The organism is Skermania piniformis (genome assembly GCF_019285775.1).
In the GTDB taxonomy this organism is placed as follows: Bacteria; Actinomycetota; Actinomycetes; order Mycobacteriales; family Mycobacteriaceae; genus Skermania; species Skermania pinensis.
Genome location: NZ_CP079105.1, coordinates 1,610,394 through 1,627,070 on the forward strand (window position 1 = coordinate 1,610,394; position 16,677 = coordinate 1,627,070).

12 protein-coding genes are annotated in these 16,677 nt (G+C 68.7%); 9 read left to right on the top strand and 3 right to left on the bottom strand.

Translation table 11 applies throughout. The features are described from left to right. Positions 1-46: 46 nt before the first annotated feature. Genes hflX through KV203_RS07485 form a run of 3 tightly spaced genes read left to right on the top strand, consistent with a single transcriptional unit; the run spans position 47 to position 3,797 of the window. Positions 47-1,456, top strand: coding sequence for a GTPase HflX (gene hflX, locus KV203_RS07475; protein WP_066471763.1), 1,410 nt, complete (start codon positions 47-49; stop codon positions 1,454-1,456). Then, positions 1,443-2,591, top strand: a complete 1,149-nt coding sequence (locus KV203_RS07480; RefSeq protein ID WP_066471760.1) for a hypothetical protein — start codon at positions 1,443-1,445, stop codon at positions 2,589-2,591. Before hflX ends, KV203_RS07480 begins: the two co-directional genes overlap by 14 nt. Before the next feature lie 60 nt (positions 2,592-2,651). After that, positions 2,652-3,797, top strand: a complete 1,146-nt coding sequence (locus KV203_RS07485) for an acyl-CoA dehydrogenase family protein (protein WP_066471895.1) — start codon at positions 2,652-2,654, stop codon at positions 3,795-3,797. 35 nt (positions 3,798-3,832) lie between these two features. Here KV203_RS07485 and lexA read toward each other — a convergent pair whose 3' ends face one another. Continuing rightward, positions 3,833-4,558 carry a transcriptional repressor LexA gene (gene lexA / locus KV203_RS07490; protein WP_066471757.1) on the bottom strand — a complete coding sequence of 242 codons (726 nt, stop codon included), beginning with the start codon at positions 4,556-4,558 and terminating at the stop codon, positions 3,833-3,835. A 319-nt stretch (positions 4,559-4,877) separates the two neighbouring features. Here lexA and KV203_RS07495 point away from each other — a divergent pair, with 319 nt between their 5' ends. Together KV203_RS07495 and nrdR are read left to right on the top strand one after the other, a co-directional pair. Further along, a complete protein-coding gene (locus KV203_RS07495; RefSeq protein WP_066471755.1) occupies positions 4,878-5,345 on the top strand; it encodes a LysM peptidoglycan-binding domain-containing protein in 468 nt (155 codons plus the stop codon). 128 nt (positions 5,346-5,473) lie between these two features. Beyond that, a complete protein-coding gene (nrdR, locus tag KV203_RS07500; protein WP_066471753.1) occupies positions 5,474-5,935 on the top strand; it encodes a transcriptional regulator NrdR in 462 nt (153 codons plus the stop codon). A gap of 6 nt (positions 5,936-5,941) precedes the next feature. On the opposite strand, the gene hrpA is transcribed toward nrdR, so the two are convergent. Continuing rightward, positions 5,942-9,883: an ATP-dependent RNA helicase HrpA gene (hrpA, locus tag KV203_RS07505; RefSeq protein WP_066471750.1), complete on the bottom strand. Its 3,942-nt coding sequence runs from the start codon at positions 9,881-9,883 to the stop codon at positions 5,942-5,944. 85 nt (positions 9,884-9,968) lie between these two features. Between hrpA and KV203_RS07510 the strand changes: the two genes are divergently transcribed. Further along, positions 9,969-11,168, top strand: a complete 1,200-nt coding sequence (locus tag KV203_RS07510) for an aminotransferase family protein (protein ID WP_246600933.1) — start codon at positions 9,969-9,971, stop codon at positions 11,166-11,168. 53 nt (positions 11,169-11,221) lie between these two features. On the opposite strand, the gene idi is transcribed toward KV203_RS07510, so the two are convergent. Next, complete coding sequence (gene idi, locus KV203_RS07515; protein ID WP_066471741.1) at positions 11,222-11,764, bottom strand: isopentenyl-diphosphate Delta-isomerase; 543 nt, start codon at positions 11,762-11,764, stop codon at positions 11,222-11,224. A 311-nt stretch (positions 11,765-12,075) separates the two neighbouring features. Here idi and KV203_RS07520 point away from each other — a divergent pair, with 311 nt between their 5' ends. The 3 genes from KV203_RS07520 to KV203_RS07530 all read left to right on the top strand — a co-directional run bounded on the left by KV203_RS07520 (position 12,076) and on the right by KV203_RS07530 (position 16,674). Further along, positions 12,076-13,485, top strand: a complete 1,410-nt coding sequence (locus tag KV203_RS07520) for a family 2B encapsulin nanocompartment shell protein (protein WP_066471738.1) — start codon at positions 12,076-12,078, stop codon at positions 13,483-13,485. Between the two features lie 121 nt (positions 13,486-13,606). Beyond that, a complete protein-coding gene (locus KV203_RS07525; RefSeq protein ID WP_246600690.1) occupies positions 13,607-15,733 on the top strand; it encodes a terpene synthase family protein in 2,127 nt (708 codons plus the stop codon). Beyond that, positions 15,730-16,674 carry a hypothetical protein gene (locus KV203_RS07530; RefSeq protein ID WP_066471893.1) on the top strand — a complete coding sequence of 315 codons (945 nt, stop codon included), beginning with the start codon at positions 15,730-15,732 and terminating at the stop codon, positions 16,672-16,674. Before KV203_RS07525 ends, KV203_RS07530 begins: the two co-directional genes overlap by 4 nt. Positions 16,675-16,677: the final 3 nt, after the last annotated feature.

The following is a 16,677-nucleotide window of genomic DNA, read 5'->3' on the forward strand; positions in this document are numbered from 1 at the left end:
AACTCGGCTGCGCCGACATGTCCGACTCTGCCACCATGGAGCCGGTATGACGACGAACAGTGAACGATACGTGCCTTCGACAGGTGAATTGCAGCTCGACGAGCGGGACGCGCTGCGTCGGGTGGCGGGACTGTCCACCGAACTCGGCGATGTCACCGAGGTCGAGTATCGGCAGTTGCGGCTGGAACGGGTGGTGCTGGTCGGGGTGTGGACCCAGGGCAGTGCGGCGCAGGCCGAAGCGAGTCTCGCCGAGCTGGCCGCGCTCGCGGAGACCGCCGGATCGGAGGTGTTGGCGGGGTTGATCCAGCGCCGGGATCGGCCGGACCCGGCCACCTACATCGGTTCGGGTAAGGCGGCCGAGTTACGCGAGGCGGTCCTGGCCACCGGCGCGGACACGGTGATCGCCGACGGTGAGCTGACCCCGGCCCAGCTGACGGCGCTGGAGAAGGTGGTGGCGGTCAAGGTGGTCGATCGGACCGCGTTGATCCTGGACATCTTCGCCCAGCACGCCACCTCGCGCGAAGGTAAGGCGCAGGTCTCGTTGGCCCAGATGGAGTACATGCTGCCGCGGCTGCGCGGCTGGGGCGAATCGATGTCCCGGCAGGCCGGCGGTCGGGCCGGCGGCACGGGGGGCGGCGTCGGGTTGCGCGGGCCCGGTGAAACGAAGATCGAAACCGATCGGCGGCGGATCCGGGAGCGGATGGCGAAGCTGCGGCGTGAGATCAAGGAGATGAAGGTTGCTCGGGACACGAAACGCACTCGCCGGCTGACCTCCGGCGTGCCGGCGGTGGCGATCGTCGGCTACACCAACGCCGGTAAGTCCAGTCTGCTCAACGCGCTGACCGGAGCCGGCGTCCTGGTCGAGGACGCGCTGTTCGTCACGCTCGACCCGACCACCCGCCGCGCCGAGCTGGACGACGGCCGCACGATCGTGCTCACCGATACCGTGGGATTCGTTCGGCATCTGCCCACCCAGCTGGTCGAAGCCTTCCGCTCGACGCTCGAGGAGGTCGCCGACGCCGACCTGCTCCTGCACGTCGTGGACGGTTCCGACGCGGCTCCGGACGCGCAGATCGCCGCGGTTCGGGAGGTGATATCGCAGGTGGTTCGCGACACCGGCGTCGCGGCGCCGCCGGAGCTGCTGGTGGTGAACAAGATCGATGCTGCGAGCTCGCTGGGCTTGGCCCAGTTGCGTCGGCTGGTGCCGGACGCGGAGTTCGTTTCGGCGCGAACCGGAGACGGGATCGATCGGCTGCGCAGTCGGCTGGATCGATTGTCGGCCGAGCACGACATCGAGGTGGACGTGCTGGTGCCGTACACCCGCGGCGACCTGATCGCCCGGATGCATACCGCCGGGCGGATCGTCACCACTGCCCACGAGCCGGACGGCACCCGGGTGCGGGCGCGCGTACCGCGCGCACTGGCCGCCGAGCTGGGAGCCTATGCCGACCGCTGACCGGGACCGGTGGGTGACGGCGATGCCGCCACTCGCCGTCGTGCTGTGGGTACTCGCGTCGGCCGGGTTCGGGTCGGCGCTGCTGGCGCCGCCGGGCCTTGCGCGCGCCGAGCCTGCGGCCGTCACAACCTATTGTCAGCCCACCGATCCCGGCCTGGACGAGCTGTCCGGGATGACCGAGCTGAACGGCGAGTTGTGGGCGATGGGCGACAGCGGCACCGACGAGCGGATTGCCCGGCTTGCCGCGATCGCGCCGGACGGTAGGTGTCCGGTTGCCGAGTGGGCGGCCAATCCGGTGGACCCGTTCGATGTCGAGGACCTGGCCACCTACGGCGGCGCCCTGTGGCTGTCCGATACCGGTGACAACCGCCGGGTGCGTTCGACGGTCGCGCTGGTCCGATGGGAACCGGATACCGGCGCCGGCGAACTGCATCGACTGACCTTTCCCGACGGTCCGCACGACACCGAGGCGCTGTTGATCGGCCGGACCGGAGTGCCGGTGCTGATCACCAAGGATCTGCTGGGCCCGGCGCAGGTCTACGTCCCGGTCGACGACATCCCGGTCGATCGTCTCGCCTCGCCCGGGCCCACCCCGCTGCGTTACGTCGGTACCGCCCGGCTGGACGCGGTGAGCGCGACCGGGGCGCCGCGGACCGGTTCGATGGTGACCGGGGCAGCGGTCAGTGTGGATGGTCGGGCCGCGGCCGTGCGTACCTACGGCGAGGTCTACCTGTTCCCGGTGTCGGACGGCGATGTCGCCGCAGCGGTCACCGGGCATGTGCCGGTGGCGATTGCGCTGCCGGCCCAGCCGCAGGGTGAGTCGGCGGCCTTCGCGCCGAACGGCGACCTGATATTCGGGTCCGAGACCGGTGGCACCGGCCGGCCCTTGCCGCCGTTGCTGGTCCTACCCGGCGCCGCCCAATTGGTTGCACCGGACCCGGTGCCCGCGCCGCCGGCAACCGGCGCTGCCGCATCCGGGGCGAGCACACCCGGCCGGGATCGGTCCGGATTGCTCGTGGGTCTCGCGGCGATCGGGGTGGTGGCGGTCGGCCTCCTGCTGCACCGCCGCCGGCGGCGGTCGCGGGAGCGGAGTTCGACGATCGCACGCGGCCCCGGGGAGAGTACGCTAAGTTAACCGAAATTCGCGCTCTCGGTGCGCGACGAGCGGCGGCGACGATGCCCCGAGGAGGCCGGTGTGGAACGTACGATCTTCGAACCCGAACACGACATGTTCCGGGAGTCCTACCGAAAGTTCCTGGACCAGTACGTGGCGCCGTTCCATCCGAAGTGGGAGGCAGACCACATCGTGGACCGCGGGGTCTGGCTGGAGGCCGGCAAGCAGGGGTTCCTCGGTACCGACGTACCCGAGGAGTTCGGCGGCGGTGGAGTCGACGACTTCCGCTACAACGCGGTGGTCACCGAGGAGTCGACCGCCGGCGGGTACAGCGGACTCGGCTTCACGCTGCAGAACGACGTGATCGCGCCCTATCTGCTCGAGTTGACCAGCGACGAGCAGAAGCAGCGCTGGCTGCCCGGATTCTGTTCCGGCGAAATCATCACCGCGATCGCGATGACCGAGCCGGGCACCGGTAGCGACCTGCAGGGCATCAAGACCCGGGCGGTGCGCGACGGCAGCGATTGGGTGATCAACGGGTCCAAGACGTTCATCACGAACGGCATCTTGTCCGACCTGGTGATCGTGGTAACGCAAACCGATCCGGACGCCGGCGCGCAAGGTTTCAGCTTGTTCGTCGTCGAGCGTGGTATGCCCGGTTTCGAGCGCGGTCGTCACCTGGACAAGATCGGTCTGGCCGCGCAGGACACCGCCGAACTGAGCTTCACCGACGTCCGGGTGCCCGCGGAGAACCTGCTCGGCAAAGAGGGTCTGGGGTTCATCCACCTGATGCAGAACCTGCCCCGCGAGCGGCTGTCCATCGCCGTCGGTGCGGCCGCTGCGATGGAGCGTTGCCTGGCGGAGACCACGCAGTACGTGCGCGATCGCAAGGCCTTCGGCCGTCCGATCGGCGCCCTGCAGAACACTCGGTTCGTGTTGGCCGAGTTGGCGACCAAGACGACGGTCGTCCGGGTGTTCGTCGACCGCTGCATCGAGCTGCTCAACCAGGACAAGCTCACCGTGCAGGAGGCCGCGATGGCCAAGTGGTGGAGCACGGAGGAGCAGGTCGAGTTGGTCAATCGCTGTCTGCAGCTCTACGGCGGCTACGGCTACATGCGTGAATATCCGATCGCCAAGGCGTACTTGGATTCTCGGATCACCACGATCTTCGGCGGAACGACCGAGATCATGAAGGAGATCATCGGTCGCGGAATGAATTTGGGTTGACCCCGGGCCGTGCCCGCCCGGGTGGGTGGTGACCGTCAGAGCTTGCGCATGACGGTCACCACCTTGCCCAGAATCACCGCATCGTTACCGTCGATCGGCTCGAACAGCGGATTGTGCGGTAGCAGCCAGATCTGTCGGTCGGCACGTTTGAACGTCTTGACCGTGGCTTCGCCGTCGATCATCGCCGCCACGATGTCGCCGTTCTCGGCGACGTGCTGTTGGCGCACCACGACCCAGTCGCCGTCGCAGATCGCCGCGTCCACCATCGACTCGCCGACCACTTTCAGCAGGAACAGCGACCCCTCGCCGACCAACTCCCGGGGCAGCGGGAACACGTCCTCCACCGCTTGCTCGGCAAGTATCGGTCCGCCGGCCGCGATGCGACCCAGCACCGGCACGAACGCGGGCGCAGGCAGCGGGTCACCGGTCGGGTCGCCGGCATCCGCTGTGCCGACTCCGGCGGCGTCCACCGTCGCGCCTGCCGGTTCGTCGATCACCCGCACGTCGACCGCGCGCGGTCGGTTCGGGTCGCGACGCAGGTATCCCTTGCGCTCGAGGGTGCGTAGCTGGTGCGCCACCGAGGACGTGGAGGTCAGCCCGACCGCATCACCGATCTCCCGGATGCTCGGCGGATAACCCCGCTCGGCAACCGACGCTCGGATCACCTCGAGCACCTCACGTTGCCGCGGCGTCAGCCCGGTCGGGCTTTCCTTGCCCCGGTCGTGACCGGCGCGGTTCGGATCGACTCCGTCCTCGTTCATCGGTGTTCCCCGTTCCTCATCGGCCCTGTGTTCCCCACCGGCTCGCTGTTTCCCATCGGCACTGCTCCTCGTTTGCTTGTCGGTGTTCGGCGACTCGGGTGCTGCGGTCGACTCGGGTGTTGCGGGTCGGCACGGGCGGACGCATGGCCGAGTCCGGTCGTGTGTTCGAAATCGAATCTAACCGTCCGGCCGCTCGGTTTCAAACATTTGTTCGAGAAAATCGGCGAGCGCGGTGATTGTGTCGGTGCCCCGTGATACAAATCGAACAGGCGTTCATCGAACGCATGATCGAAAGTTCTGTCGAGGTTCGGAGGTCCCGATGACCAGCGCGCTGAGTGAGTATCCGGCAGTCCGGTCCGTTTCGACCCCGCTGCGCCGCCGCGTCGATCGTGGCGTCGAGGTCCGCCGCCGTCCGGTGGGCGCTCCGCCGGGTTACCGCGACGTCACCGCCGGGCGTTCGACGGCCGCGCATCCGGTGTCGGAGCGATCGCAGCGCGGCGCCCCGGGCGCAGCGGCCACGGCTGCCGCGGCGCTGCTCGCGGCGGTGGTGGTCAGCGGTCTGTTCGGGCTGGCCCAGTTCCGCGCCACCCCGGCGGCGCCGGCGGTGGTGCCGACGTCGGTGGCCCGAGTGCAGGCCGGTGAGTCGCTGTCCGACGTGGCGGTGCGGGTGGCGCCGGGTCTCGCGGTGAGCGACGCGGTCCGCCGGATCATGGATCTGAACGACTTGTCCGGCGTATCGGTGCAAGCCGGGCAGACGTTGGTCGTGCCGTCCGTCGGGAGCCGCTGACGATGCCCGATACCGCTTCCTCGGACCTGGCGTGTCGCGTCCGCCGGAGTGGGCCGGATCGACAGGTATCCTCGGTGGCTGGCCGCACCGGCCACGATGTGCGTTTAGGTCATGGCGAAGGACTCGACATGTATTGCCCGTTCTGTCGGCATCCGGACTCGCGGGTGGTGGACTCGCGCGAGGCCGAGGAAGGCGCAGCGATCCGGCGTCGGCGATCCTGTCCGAATTGCGGCCGGCGATTCACCACCGTGGAAACGGCGGTGTTGGCCGTTGTCAAGCGCAGTGGGGTCACCGAACCGTTCAGCCGGGAGAAGGTGATTCGTGGGGTGCGCCGCGCGTGTCAGGGTCGGGAGGTCGACGACGACGCGCTGAACCTGTTGGCACAACGGGTCGAGGAGTCGGTACGCGCGTCCGGTTCGGCGGAGGTGCCGAGTCATGAAGTGGGGCTGGCGATCCTGGGGCCGTTGCGCGAACTGGACGAGGTCGCCTACCTGCGGTTCGCCTCGGTCTACCGCTCGTTCAGCTCGGCGGACGACTTCGAGCGCGCGATCGAGGATCTCCGGGCCCATCGGGCAGCCGCAGGCGACTGATCCGCGTCATCGGATTGCGCCGATCGCCTTGATGATTCGCTGTTCGGACACCGGGTGGGCGGTGCCCAACTGCTGGGCGAAAAGGCTGACGCGTAATTCTTCGATCATCCACGAGATATCCACCACATCGATTGCGCCACGGCGGGATTCGCCGATTCGCGCGAGGAGCCGATCGTAGTGGAGGTAGACCCGGTCGAGGGTGGCCATCGCCTGCCGGTCCCGTTCGGTGCTGCCGGGCAGCGCGGCCAACCGGACGACTATCGCGCGAAGGTATCGCGGCAGCTGCGTCAGCCGGGCGGCACCCAGCTCGGTGACGAATCCGGCGAACATCAGATTTTCCAGTTGCTGGATCACGTCGTCGGCGACCTCGGCCGGTGCCGATTCCGCCGCCCGTCGGGCTGCGCGCCATTCGATCAACGTCGGTACCGTTGCGCGGATCAGTGCCGCGACCCGGCCGGCCAATGCGGGGCGGACCGTGGCCAGCAGGTCGGCGAACCGATCGGGCTCGCGGACCGGGCCGCCCGCCGCGACGATCAGCTCGTCGGCAGCGCAGCGTCGGCAGTCCTCGATCAGCGCATCCAGGTCGCCGTCCGGGTTGTGCGCCAAGGTGAGTCGCTCGGCCGGGGTCAACGTGGCGGTGACCGACCGAACCGGCGTCGGCACCGCGGCGAGCACCAACGTGCGGGTGCCGACCAGCATCGCGGCGGCCTGCTCGGCGGCCGTGGTGAGCACACGCACCGCCACCCCGTCGGGCTCGGCGACCAGGGCGGGATATCCGGTGACCGACTGTCCGGCCAGATCGCGACGCACCGTCGCCGGCAGCGTGCCCAACGAGCGGTCGGTCCATTCTCGGGTCGGCGCACGTTCGGCAGCCGCGGTCGTCGCGGTGACGGCGGCGTTCACCTGGCTGCCGAGCCGCCGAGTGAGCGTCGTGAGGTCCTTGTCGGATCCGGCGATCGTGCCGTCCGGGCGCACCGCGACGAACGTCATCCGGAGATGGTCGGGCAACGCGTCGGGGTCGAGATCGCCCGCCGCGATCGGTGCGCCGGTCAGCCGGGACAGCTCGCGGGCCAGCGCCGTCCGGATCGGTTCCCGACGCGGGGTGACCGCCGCGAGGGCGGCGCGGGCGACGTCGGGCGCGGGAACAGCCCGACGGCGCAAGGTCTTCGGCAGGGTTCGGACCAGCGCGGTGGCCAGGTCCACCCGCATCCCCGGCACCAGCCAGTCGAAACCGACCGGCCGCACGTGGCCCAGCTGGGCGACCGGGATCCGGACGGTGACCCCGTCGTCGGGTGTCCCGGGGTCGAATCGATAGGTCAGGGGGAACGTCAGTTCGCCTTGCCGCCATGCATCGGGATAGTCACCGTCGGTGGCAGCCGCGGCCTCCGGGTTGCGAACGGTGTCGCCGGTGAAGTCGAGGAGCGTCGGTCGGGCCTGCCGGGTGGTTTTCCACCACCGATCGAAGTGCCGGCCCGACACGACATCCGCGGGCACCCGGGCGTCGTAGAACTCGAACAGCCGCTCGTCGTCGACCAGCAGATCGCGGCGCCGGGCGCGGTTCTCCAACTCTTCCAGGTCGTCGATCAGGTCCCGGTTACGGCGCAGAAACGCGTGCTCGGCCGACCACTCACCGTGCACCAGGGCGTGCCGGAGGAACAGCTCGCGGGCGGCGGCGGGGTCGATCGGCGCGTAGTCCACCGCGCGGCGTGCGACCAGCGGGACGCCGAACAGGGTGACCCGCTCGTAGGCTGCGGCGGCCGCGCGCCGGGCCGACCAGTGTGGTTCGGAGTAGCTGCGCTTCACCAGGTCGCCGGCGAGTGCCTCGGCCCACTCCGGTTCGATCCGGGCGGTCGTGCGTGCCCACAGCCGGGAGGTCTCCACCAATTCGGCCGCCATCACCCAGCGCGGCGGCTTACGTGCCAGCGTCGATCCCGGGAAGACGGCGAACTTCGCCCCGCGCGCGCCGAGGAACTCCCGCGTTTCGGCCTCCCGGACGCCGATGTGGGACAGCAGGCCGGCCAGGAGCGCGCGGTGGATGTCGTCGTCGGTGGCCGGTGTGGAGTTCTCGGTCCAGCCCAGCTCCCGGGTGATCGTGCCGAGCTGCCCGTGCAGATCCTGCCATTCCCGGATCCGGAGCCAGTGCAGAAACTCGGCCTTGCACATCCGGCGGAATCCGCTCGACGACAGCTCGTTGCGCTGCTCGCGCAGATACGTCCAGAGCTCGCGGTAGGCGAGGAAATCCGAGCCGGGCACGGTGAACCGGGCATGCGCCGCATCGGCGGCCTGCTGCCGGTCGGCCGGCCGTTCGCGCACATCCTGGATCGCCAGCCCGGCCACGATGACCGAGACCTCCCGCAGGCACCCGGTGCGCTGCCCCTCGTACAGCATCCGGGCCAGTCGCGGGTCCACCGGTACCCGGGCGATCTGCCGGCCGACCGCGGTGAGGCTGCCCGCCCGGATCGCCCCCAGCTCGGTCAGCAGTGCGACGCCGTCGCGGATATTGCGGACGTCCGGCGGTTCGACGAACGGAAACTCCGAGATTGCAGTTACCTGCCCCGTCGCTTCGCTCGCCCGACCGTCTTGCCCCGTCGCTTCGCTCGCCCGACCGAGCTCCAGCGCCGCCATGCGGAGGACCACCGCGGCCAGATTGGTGCGATGGATCTCGGGCTCGGTGAAGGCCGGGCGGGCGGCGTAATCGTTCTCGCTGTAGAGCCGGATGCAGATGCCGTCGGCGACCCGGCCGCAGCGCCCGGCCCGCTGCCGCGCCGATGCCTGCGAGATCGGTTCGATCGGCAGCCGCTGCACCTTGGTTCGCATCGAGTACCGGGAGATCCGCGCGGTACCCGGATCGATCACGTACCGGATGCCGGGCACGGTGAGCGAGGTTTCGGCGACGTTGGTTGCCAGCACCACACGGCGTCCCGGCGCTACCTTCGGATCGCCCCGCTCGAACACCCGGTGCTGCTCGGCGGCGGACAACCGCGCGTAGAGCGGCAGGATCTCGGTGCGCGGCAACCGCAGGTCGCGCAGTGCGTCGGCGGTGTCGCGGATCTCCCGCTCGCCGGACAGGAAGACCAACACGTCGCCGTCGCCGGCGGCGAACAGCTCGCGCACCGCCTCGCCGACCGCGTCCACCGGGTCGCGGTCGATCAGCTCCTCGCCGCGTTCGACGGTGAGCGGGCGGTAGCGGATCTCCACCGGATAGGTGCGTCCGGAGACTTCGACGATCGGCGCCGGCCCGCCGTCGGTGGCGAAGTGGCGGGCGAACAGCTCCGGATCGATGGTGGCCGAGGTGACGACCACTTTCAGATCCGGCCGCCGCGGCAGCAGCTGCTTCAGATAGCCGAGCAGGAAGTCGATGTTGAGACTGCGCTCGTGCGCTTCGTCGACGATGATCGTGTCGTAGCGGCGCAGCAGTCGATCGCGCTGGATTTCGGCGAGCAGGATGCCGTCGGTCATCAACCGGACCAGCGTGTGGTCGGCGGAGCGATCGGTGAATCGCACGGTGTAACCGACCACGCCACCCAGTTCGGTGTGCAGCTCGGCGGCGATCCGTTCGGCCACCGTGCGGGCCGCGATCCGGCGCGGTTGGGTATGCCCGATCACGCCGCGCACCCCACGGCCCAACTCCAGGCAGATCTTCGGCAGCTGGGTGGTCTTCCCGGAGCCGGTCTCCCCGGCCACGATCACCACCTGGTGCGCGGCGATCGCCGCCGCGATCTCGTCCCGCTGTGCGCTGACCGGCAGTTCCGGCGGATAGGTGATGTCGGGGACCCGGGTCCGCCGTTCGGCGACCCGGGTGGCCGCGGCGGCGATCTCGGTTGCCACCGCGATGCGGGTGGTCTCGTCCCGGGCGCGGTCGAGGCGGCGACGTAGCCGATGCTCGTCTCGGATGGTCAGCTCGGACAGCTGGGCGCGCAGCTCGCGGGGGGACGGCGTAACGGACATGCTTCCGGCAAGCCTAGTACGGTCCGACCGTCGGCATCGTGCGATAGTGGCCGCCGTGGGAGCACTGTGGCACGGATTCGCCGACATGGGGGTCGTCGAGAGCGGGGGCGCGTTCGTCGTTGCGCGGGGGGCAGGGGCGTCGATCTGGGACGCGGACGGCAACCGCTACCTGGACGCGACGGCGGGCCTGTGGTTCACCAATGTCGGACACGGCCGCCGCGAGATCGCCGACGCCGTTGCCGCTCAGCTCGGCACGCTGGCGCACTATTCCAACTTCGGCGACCTGGTGCCGGAGACCACCCTCGTCCTGGCCGAGCGGTTGGCCGCGCTCGCCCCGGTCCCCGGCAGCAAGGTGTTCCTCACCTCGGGTGGTTCGGACTCGATCGACACCGCGGCGAAGCTGGCCCGCCGGTACTGGCACGAGCTGGGCCGGCCGGACAAGACGTTGCTGGTCGGCCGGGCGAAGGCGTATCACGGGATGCATGTGGCCGGGACGGCGTTGTCCGGCCTGCCGCCCAACCGCGACGGCTACGGCGAGCTGATGCCCGACACCCGTACGGTCGCCTGGGACGACGCGAAGGATGTGCTCGCGTTGATCGAGCGGGTCGGTGCCGAGCGGATCGCAGCGTTCTTCTGCGAACCGATCATCGGCGCCGGCGGGGTGTACCTCCCGCCGGACGGCTATCTGGCGGAGGTGCGGGCGATCTGCCGCGCGCACGACATCCTGTTCGTCGCCGACGAGGTGGTCACCGGGTTCGGCCGAATCGGCGGGCACTGGTTTGCCTCCGGGCGATTCGGCCTCGAACCCGATCTGATGACCACCGCGAAAGGTCTCACCTCCGGGTATGTGCCGATGGGCGCGGTGTTCGTCGCGCCGCGGGTGGCCGAGCCCTTCTTCGCCGGCGGAACCTGGTGGCGCCACGGCTACACCTACGGCGGGCATGCCGGAGCCGCGGCTGCCGCGCTGGCCAACCTGGACATCATCGAGAACGAGAACCTGCTCGCCGCGGCCGCGCGACTGGAAACCTCGTTGCACAGGCAGCTGGCGCCGCTCGTCGAACTGGACGCGGTCGTCGAAGTGCGCAGCGGGATCGGCGCGGTGGCCGGTGTGCAACTGGCCGATGCGGCGGCCGCGGTGGCTGCCGTGCGGACGTTGCGTGCCTACGCGATCTCGACCCGAGCCTGTGGCGCGGGTGCTCTGCAGATCTCCCCGGCGTTCGTGATGACCGACGGGCAGGTCGCCGAACTGGCCGAGGGACTACGCGCCGGGCTGGACCGGGGATGAACCTGTTTCCGATCTCTGTCCGATCGAACTACTCTCCGCTCGGCACGGTCCGCCTAGTCAGGCGTCGAGGCGACGTCCAGGACGCCGAGGAGCCACGGGGTGTACTCCTCGGGCGCAGCGTCGACGGCTCGGCGTAGTTGCGTCGGCAGTACCCAGTCGATCCGGGCAACCTCGGCCGGATCGGGTCGGGGCACGCCGGACAGCAGCCGACCGACCACGACATGATCCCACTCGTCTTCGACATAGGCGTTCGACGCATCGACGGCCCGGTACCGGTAGATCCCCGATTCGGTGACCGGGGTGATCATCGTCGGCGCTACACCCAACTCGTCGGCCAGCCGACGCGTTGCCGCCGCGATCACCGGCTCGCCCGGCGCCGGATGACCGCAACAGGTATTCGACCAGCGGCCGGCGAACCGCGTTTTCCCCGCCGCACGCTGCTGCAGAAGTAGCCGACCGGTCGGATCCGTGAGCCAGACCGAGAAGGCGCGGTGCCGGCGTCCGGGTGGGCGATGCGCCTCGGCAACCGAACAGTCACCGGTGGCGTTGCCGTCCGTATCGACGAGTTCGACCGGCAGTTGCTCGCGGTCACGCATATCCGCGGCTCCCTCCAAAATAGTTGTTTCGCAGGAGATTTCATGGTCCGGACAAATCGAGTATATCGTTCCGATGTTGCCTGTTCGCCCGCGCCCGAGGTACCTTCGAATGGTTCGGGGAAATGAACGGGGCTAGCAAGCAGGCAATTTCGTAATTCAGAATCATTCTTGGTGGATCACGTCGATCCGGGTGTGTGCGACCCGGCGGATCGACGTTTCTCGGGATGAAATCGTGAATTGTCGATCGGTCGATGCTGCCATTATTCGGTCTGCGATATCCAGCTGTCGCCGCCCGATCGAGGAGATGTTCAGTGACGGAAACAACATCGACCACCGAGTCGGCGGATATTCCGCTGGAGAGTCTCGGCACCGCCGCCGCCCGCAATTTGGCGACGACGACCAAGACCGAGCCGCAGATGCAGGGGATCACGTCGCGGTGGCTGCTCCGTGTACTGCCCTGGGTCGAGGTCGCGGGTGGCGTCTACCGGGTGAACCGTCGGCGGAGTTACACGCTGCACGACGGTTTGGTGACGTTCACCAACGTCGGCGCCGACTTCCAGGTGATTCCGCAGGAATTGACCGAGCTCGCGCTGTTCCATCGGATCACCGACGAGGAGTTGTTGGCCGAGGCGGCGAGTCGGTTCACCCAGCACGAGCTGGCGGCCGGTGACGTGCTGGCAGAACAAGGCAGCCCGTCGGAGACGATCGTGCTGATCGCGCACGGTCGGGTGGGTCGTTCGGTCGCCGGCCGGTACGGCAGCACCCAGGAACTGGACACACTGACCGACGGTGGTCACTTCGGTGCCCTGGAGGCGGTGCTCGACGACGATACCTGGTCGTTCACCGCCACCGCGCTCACTGCGACGACGGTGCTCACACTGGAACGTGGTCCGTTGCAAGAACTCATCGATCGCTCGCCGGACCTGCAAGCACGGGTCGCCGAGATTCGGACCAAGGTGGACGAGCCGCAGAACGCCTACGGCGAAGCGGAGATCGCGCTGACCTCGGGTCTGACCGGGGAACCGGTCCTGACCCCGACGTTCGTCGACTACGACCCCTCGCCGCGGGAGTACGAGCTGAGCGTTGCGCAGACGGTGCTGCGGGTCAACAGCCGGGTCGCGGACCTCTACAACCAGCCGATGAACCAGACCGAGCAGCAGCTGCGGTTGACCGTCGAGGCGTTGCGGGAGCGCGAAGAGCACGAGTTGGTCAACAACCGCGAGTTCGGTCTGCTGCACAACGTCGACACCGGCCAGCGGATCCGCTCGCGTACCGGGGCGCCGACCCCGGACGATTTCGACGAGCTGTTGGCGACGGTATGGCGGAATCCGGCGGTGTTTCTCGCCCATCCGAAGACCATCGCCGCGTTCGGTCGCGAGTGCACACGCCACGGTGTCTATCCGGTCGGCATCGAGTTCGGTGGGCACCAGGTGCCCGCGTGGCGCGGGATTCCGTTACTGCCCTGCAACAAGATCGCGGTCTCGGCATCCCGGACGAGCTCGGTCCTGCTGTTGCGGCTCGGCGAGAAGGATCAAGGCGTCGTCGGCCTGCATCAGACCGGAATTCCGGACGAGATCGAACCGGGACTGAATGTCCGATTCATGAATATCGACGAAAAGGGGATCATCGCGTACCTGGTGAGCGTGTACTATTCGGCCGCGGTATTGGTGCCGGATGCGATCGGGATGCTGGAAGATGTCCAGATCGATGCAACCGTTTGACCTACCGGATTTCTACACTCCGTATCCTGCCCGGCTGAATCCGCATTTGTCACAGGCCCGTGTGCACAGCAAGCAATGGGCCCGTGACATGGAAATGATCGATGTGCCGCAGTCGGGGGTCATGATCTGGACGGAATCGGATCTGGACGCACACGACTATCCCTTGCTGTGCAGTTACACCCATCCCGACGCCGCTGCGGAGATGCTCGACCTGATCACCGACTGGTATGTGTGGGTGTTCTATTTCGACGACCATTTTCTGGAACTGTTCAAACGATCGCGCGATATGCCTGCCGCCCGCAAATATCTGGGCCGGTTGCCGGCCTTCATGCCGAAAGACGGTGCAGTCACCGCGGTGCCGGAGAACCCGGTGGAGCGCGGCCTCGCCGACCTGTGGACTCGCACGGTCGGTTCCCGGTCGCCGGACTGGCGGCGCCGGTTCGCCGTCAGCACGACCCACCTGCTCGACGAATCGCTGTGGGAGCTGGCCAATATCGGCGACCAGCGGCCGGCCAACCCGATCGAGTACATCGAGATGCGGCGGCGGGTCGGCGGTGCACCGTGGTCGGCGAACCTGGTCGAGCACGCCGTCGATGCCGAGGTTCCTGCCGCGATCGCGGCCACCCGACCGATGCGGGTGCTCTGCGACACCTTCGCCGACTCCGTGCACCTGCGCAACGACCTGTTCTCCTATCAGCGTGAGGTGCAGGAAGAAGGGGAGCTGGCCAATTGCGTGCTGGTGTTCGAGCGGTTCCTCGACTGCTCGACCCAGGAAGCGGCGAACCTGGTGAACGAGTTGCTGACCGACCGGTTACAGCAGTTCGAACACACCGCGCTCACCGAGGTGCCGGCGTTGCTTGCCGAGTCGGGGTCGGCGGCCGCAACAGCGGACGTGTTCGCCTACGCCAAGGGCCTGCAGGACTGGCAGGCCGGCGGGCACGAATGGCATATGCGTTCCAGCCGGTACATGAACGAGCGGGTCGACACCGGCCCGGCGGTGCTCGCCGGACCCAGCGGGTTGGGCACGTCGGCGGCGCGGATCGTGCCGTCGATCGCCCGGCACATGCCGCAGCGGCTACGCGCTTATCAGCACGTCCCGTTCCAACGGGTCGGGCACCTGCCGTTACCGGATTTCGACATGCCGTTCCGGCTGCGGCTGAGCCCGCATCTGGACCGCGCGCGGGAGAGTCTCGTCGACTGGGCACACGGCGTCGGCATGATCGACGCCGATCCGGTCTGGGACGAGCAACGTCTGCGGGAGATCGATCTGCCGTTGTGCGCTGCCGGTATCCATCCGGACGCGTCCGCCGAGCAGCTGGATCTGACCAGTGGCTGGCTGGCGTGGGGAACCTACGGTGACGACTACTACCCGGTGGTCTTCGCCCGCGGCGCCGGTCTCGACGCCGCGAAAGCGCAGACCCGCCGGCTGGCCGCCTGCATGCCGCTGGCCGGCGATCCACCGCCGCCGCCGCCGGTGAACGCGCTCGAACGTGGGCTGATCGAGCTGTGGCCGCGCAGCAGCGCGGCGATGAGCGGGGCCGACGCCCGGCTGTTCCGTACCGCGGTGCGCGACATGCTGGACAGCTGGCTGTGGGAGCTGGCGAATCAGGCACTCGACCGGATTCCCGACCCGGTCGACTATGTCGAGATGCGGCGTCAGACCTTCGGCTCGGCGATGACGGCGACGCTGTGCCGGATCGCACAGGGCAACGCGGTGCCGCCGGAGATCTTCGCGACCCGGCCGGTGCAGGAACTGGTCGCCGCCGCGATGGACTACGCCTGCTTCCTCAACGACGTCTTCTCCTACCAGAAGGAGATCGAATACGAAGGAGAGACGCACAACTGCGTGCTCGTGGTGCAGAACTTCTTGCGCTGCGACCGGTTCCGCGCGCGTGATGTGGTGAACGGTCTGATGACCGCGCGGATGGAGCAGTTCCGGCACATCAGCGATACCGAGTTGCCGCAACTGATCACCGATCGGGGCCTGGACGAGGCGGCGCGGCAGGGGTTGGCGCGGTTCGTCGGCGATATGCAGAACTGGCTGTCCGGAATCCTGAACTGGCACTGCTACTGCCGCCGCTACGGCGAGGCCGATCTGCGGCATCCGGTGCCGTCGGGCACCGAGCCCGTCCGGCGCGCCGGGGTCGATCCGGTCCGACAGATCCGGTGTGCCCGGCCGACCACCCTCGGCTTCGGTCCGGCCGGTCTGGGCGGCGCGGCGGCCCGATTGTCCGGCGGCCGGTCGTGAGCGGCCCGCAGGAGTATCCGACCAGCCTGGGAACGGCCGGTGCGCGCACCCTCGCGACGGTCACCAAGACCGTGCCGCAGATGCGCGCGATCACCCCCCGATGGCTGATCCGGATGCTGCCCTGGGTCGATCTCGCGGCCGGCACCTACCGGGTGAACCGGCGTGCGGTCGATCCCGGCCGGCCGGGTAACAAGCACGGCGAGGTGGCGATCGAGATCGCGTCGGGACACCTCGGGGAGGCGACGCTGCCGACCACGTTCGCCGACTACGACCCGGGCCCGCCCGAGTACGAGCTGGCGGTCGCACAGACCCGGGTGCGGGTGCACACCCGGGTCGCGGATCTGTTCGACGAGCCGATGGATCAGACCGAGCAACAGCTGCGGCTGGCCCGCGCGGCGCTGGCCGAGCGCCAGGAGTACGAGCTGCTGCACGACCCCGGGTTCGGGCTGTTGCACCACGTGCACGACACGCAGCGGGTGGCCGGCTCCGGACCGCCCGACCCGGACCAGCTGGACGAGTTGCTCAGCCGCCGCCGTAAGTCCCGGTTCTTCCTGGCACACCCGCGCACGATCGCGGCGTTCCATCGGGAGTGCACCCGGCGGGGGCTCTACCCGGGCACGACGACGGTCGCGGGTTCGACCCTCACCACGTGGCGCGGGGTGCCGTTGCTGCCGACCGACAAGCTACCGATCGGTGCCGAGCAGACCGGTTCGGTGCTGGTGCTGCGCACCGGCGCGGCCGATCACGGGGTGGTCGGGCTGCGGCCGGCGGTCCTGCCCGATCAGGTGGCGCCCGGCTGGAGTGTGCGGTCCGCGGGGATCGACGAACGGGCCGTGCGTACCTGGTTGGTCAGCGTGTACTTCGCGGCGGCCCGGTTGGTACCGGACGCGCTGGGCATGTTGACCGGCGTGGATGTCGGAGTCCGGCATGAGCGAGGCTGACCG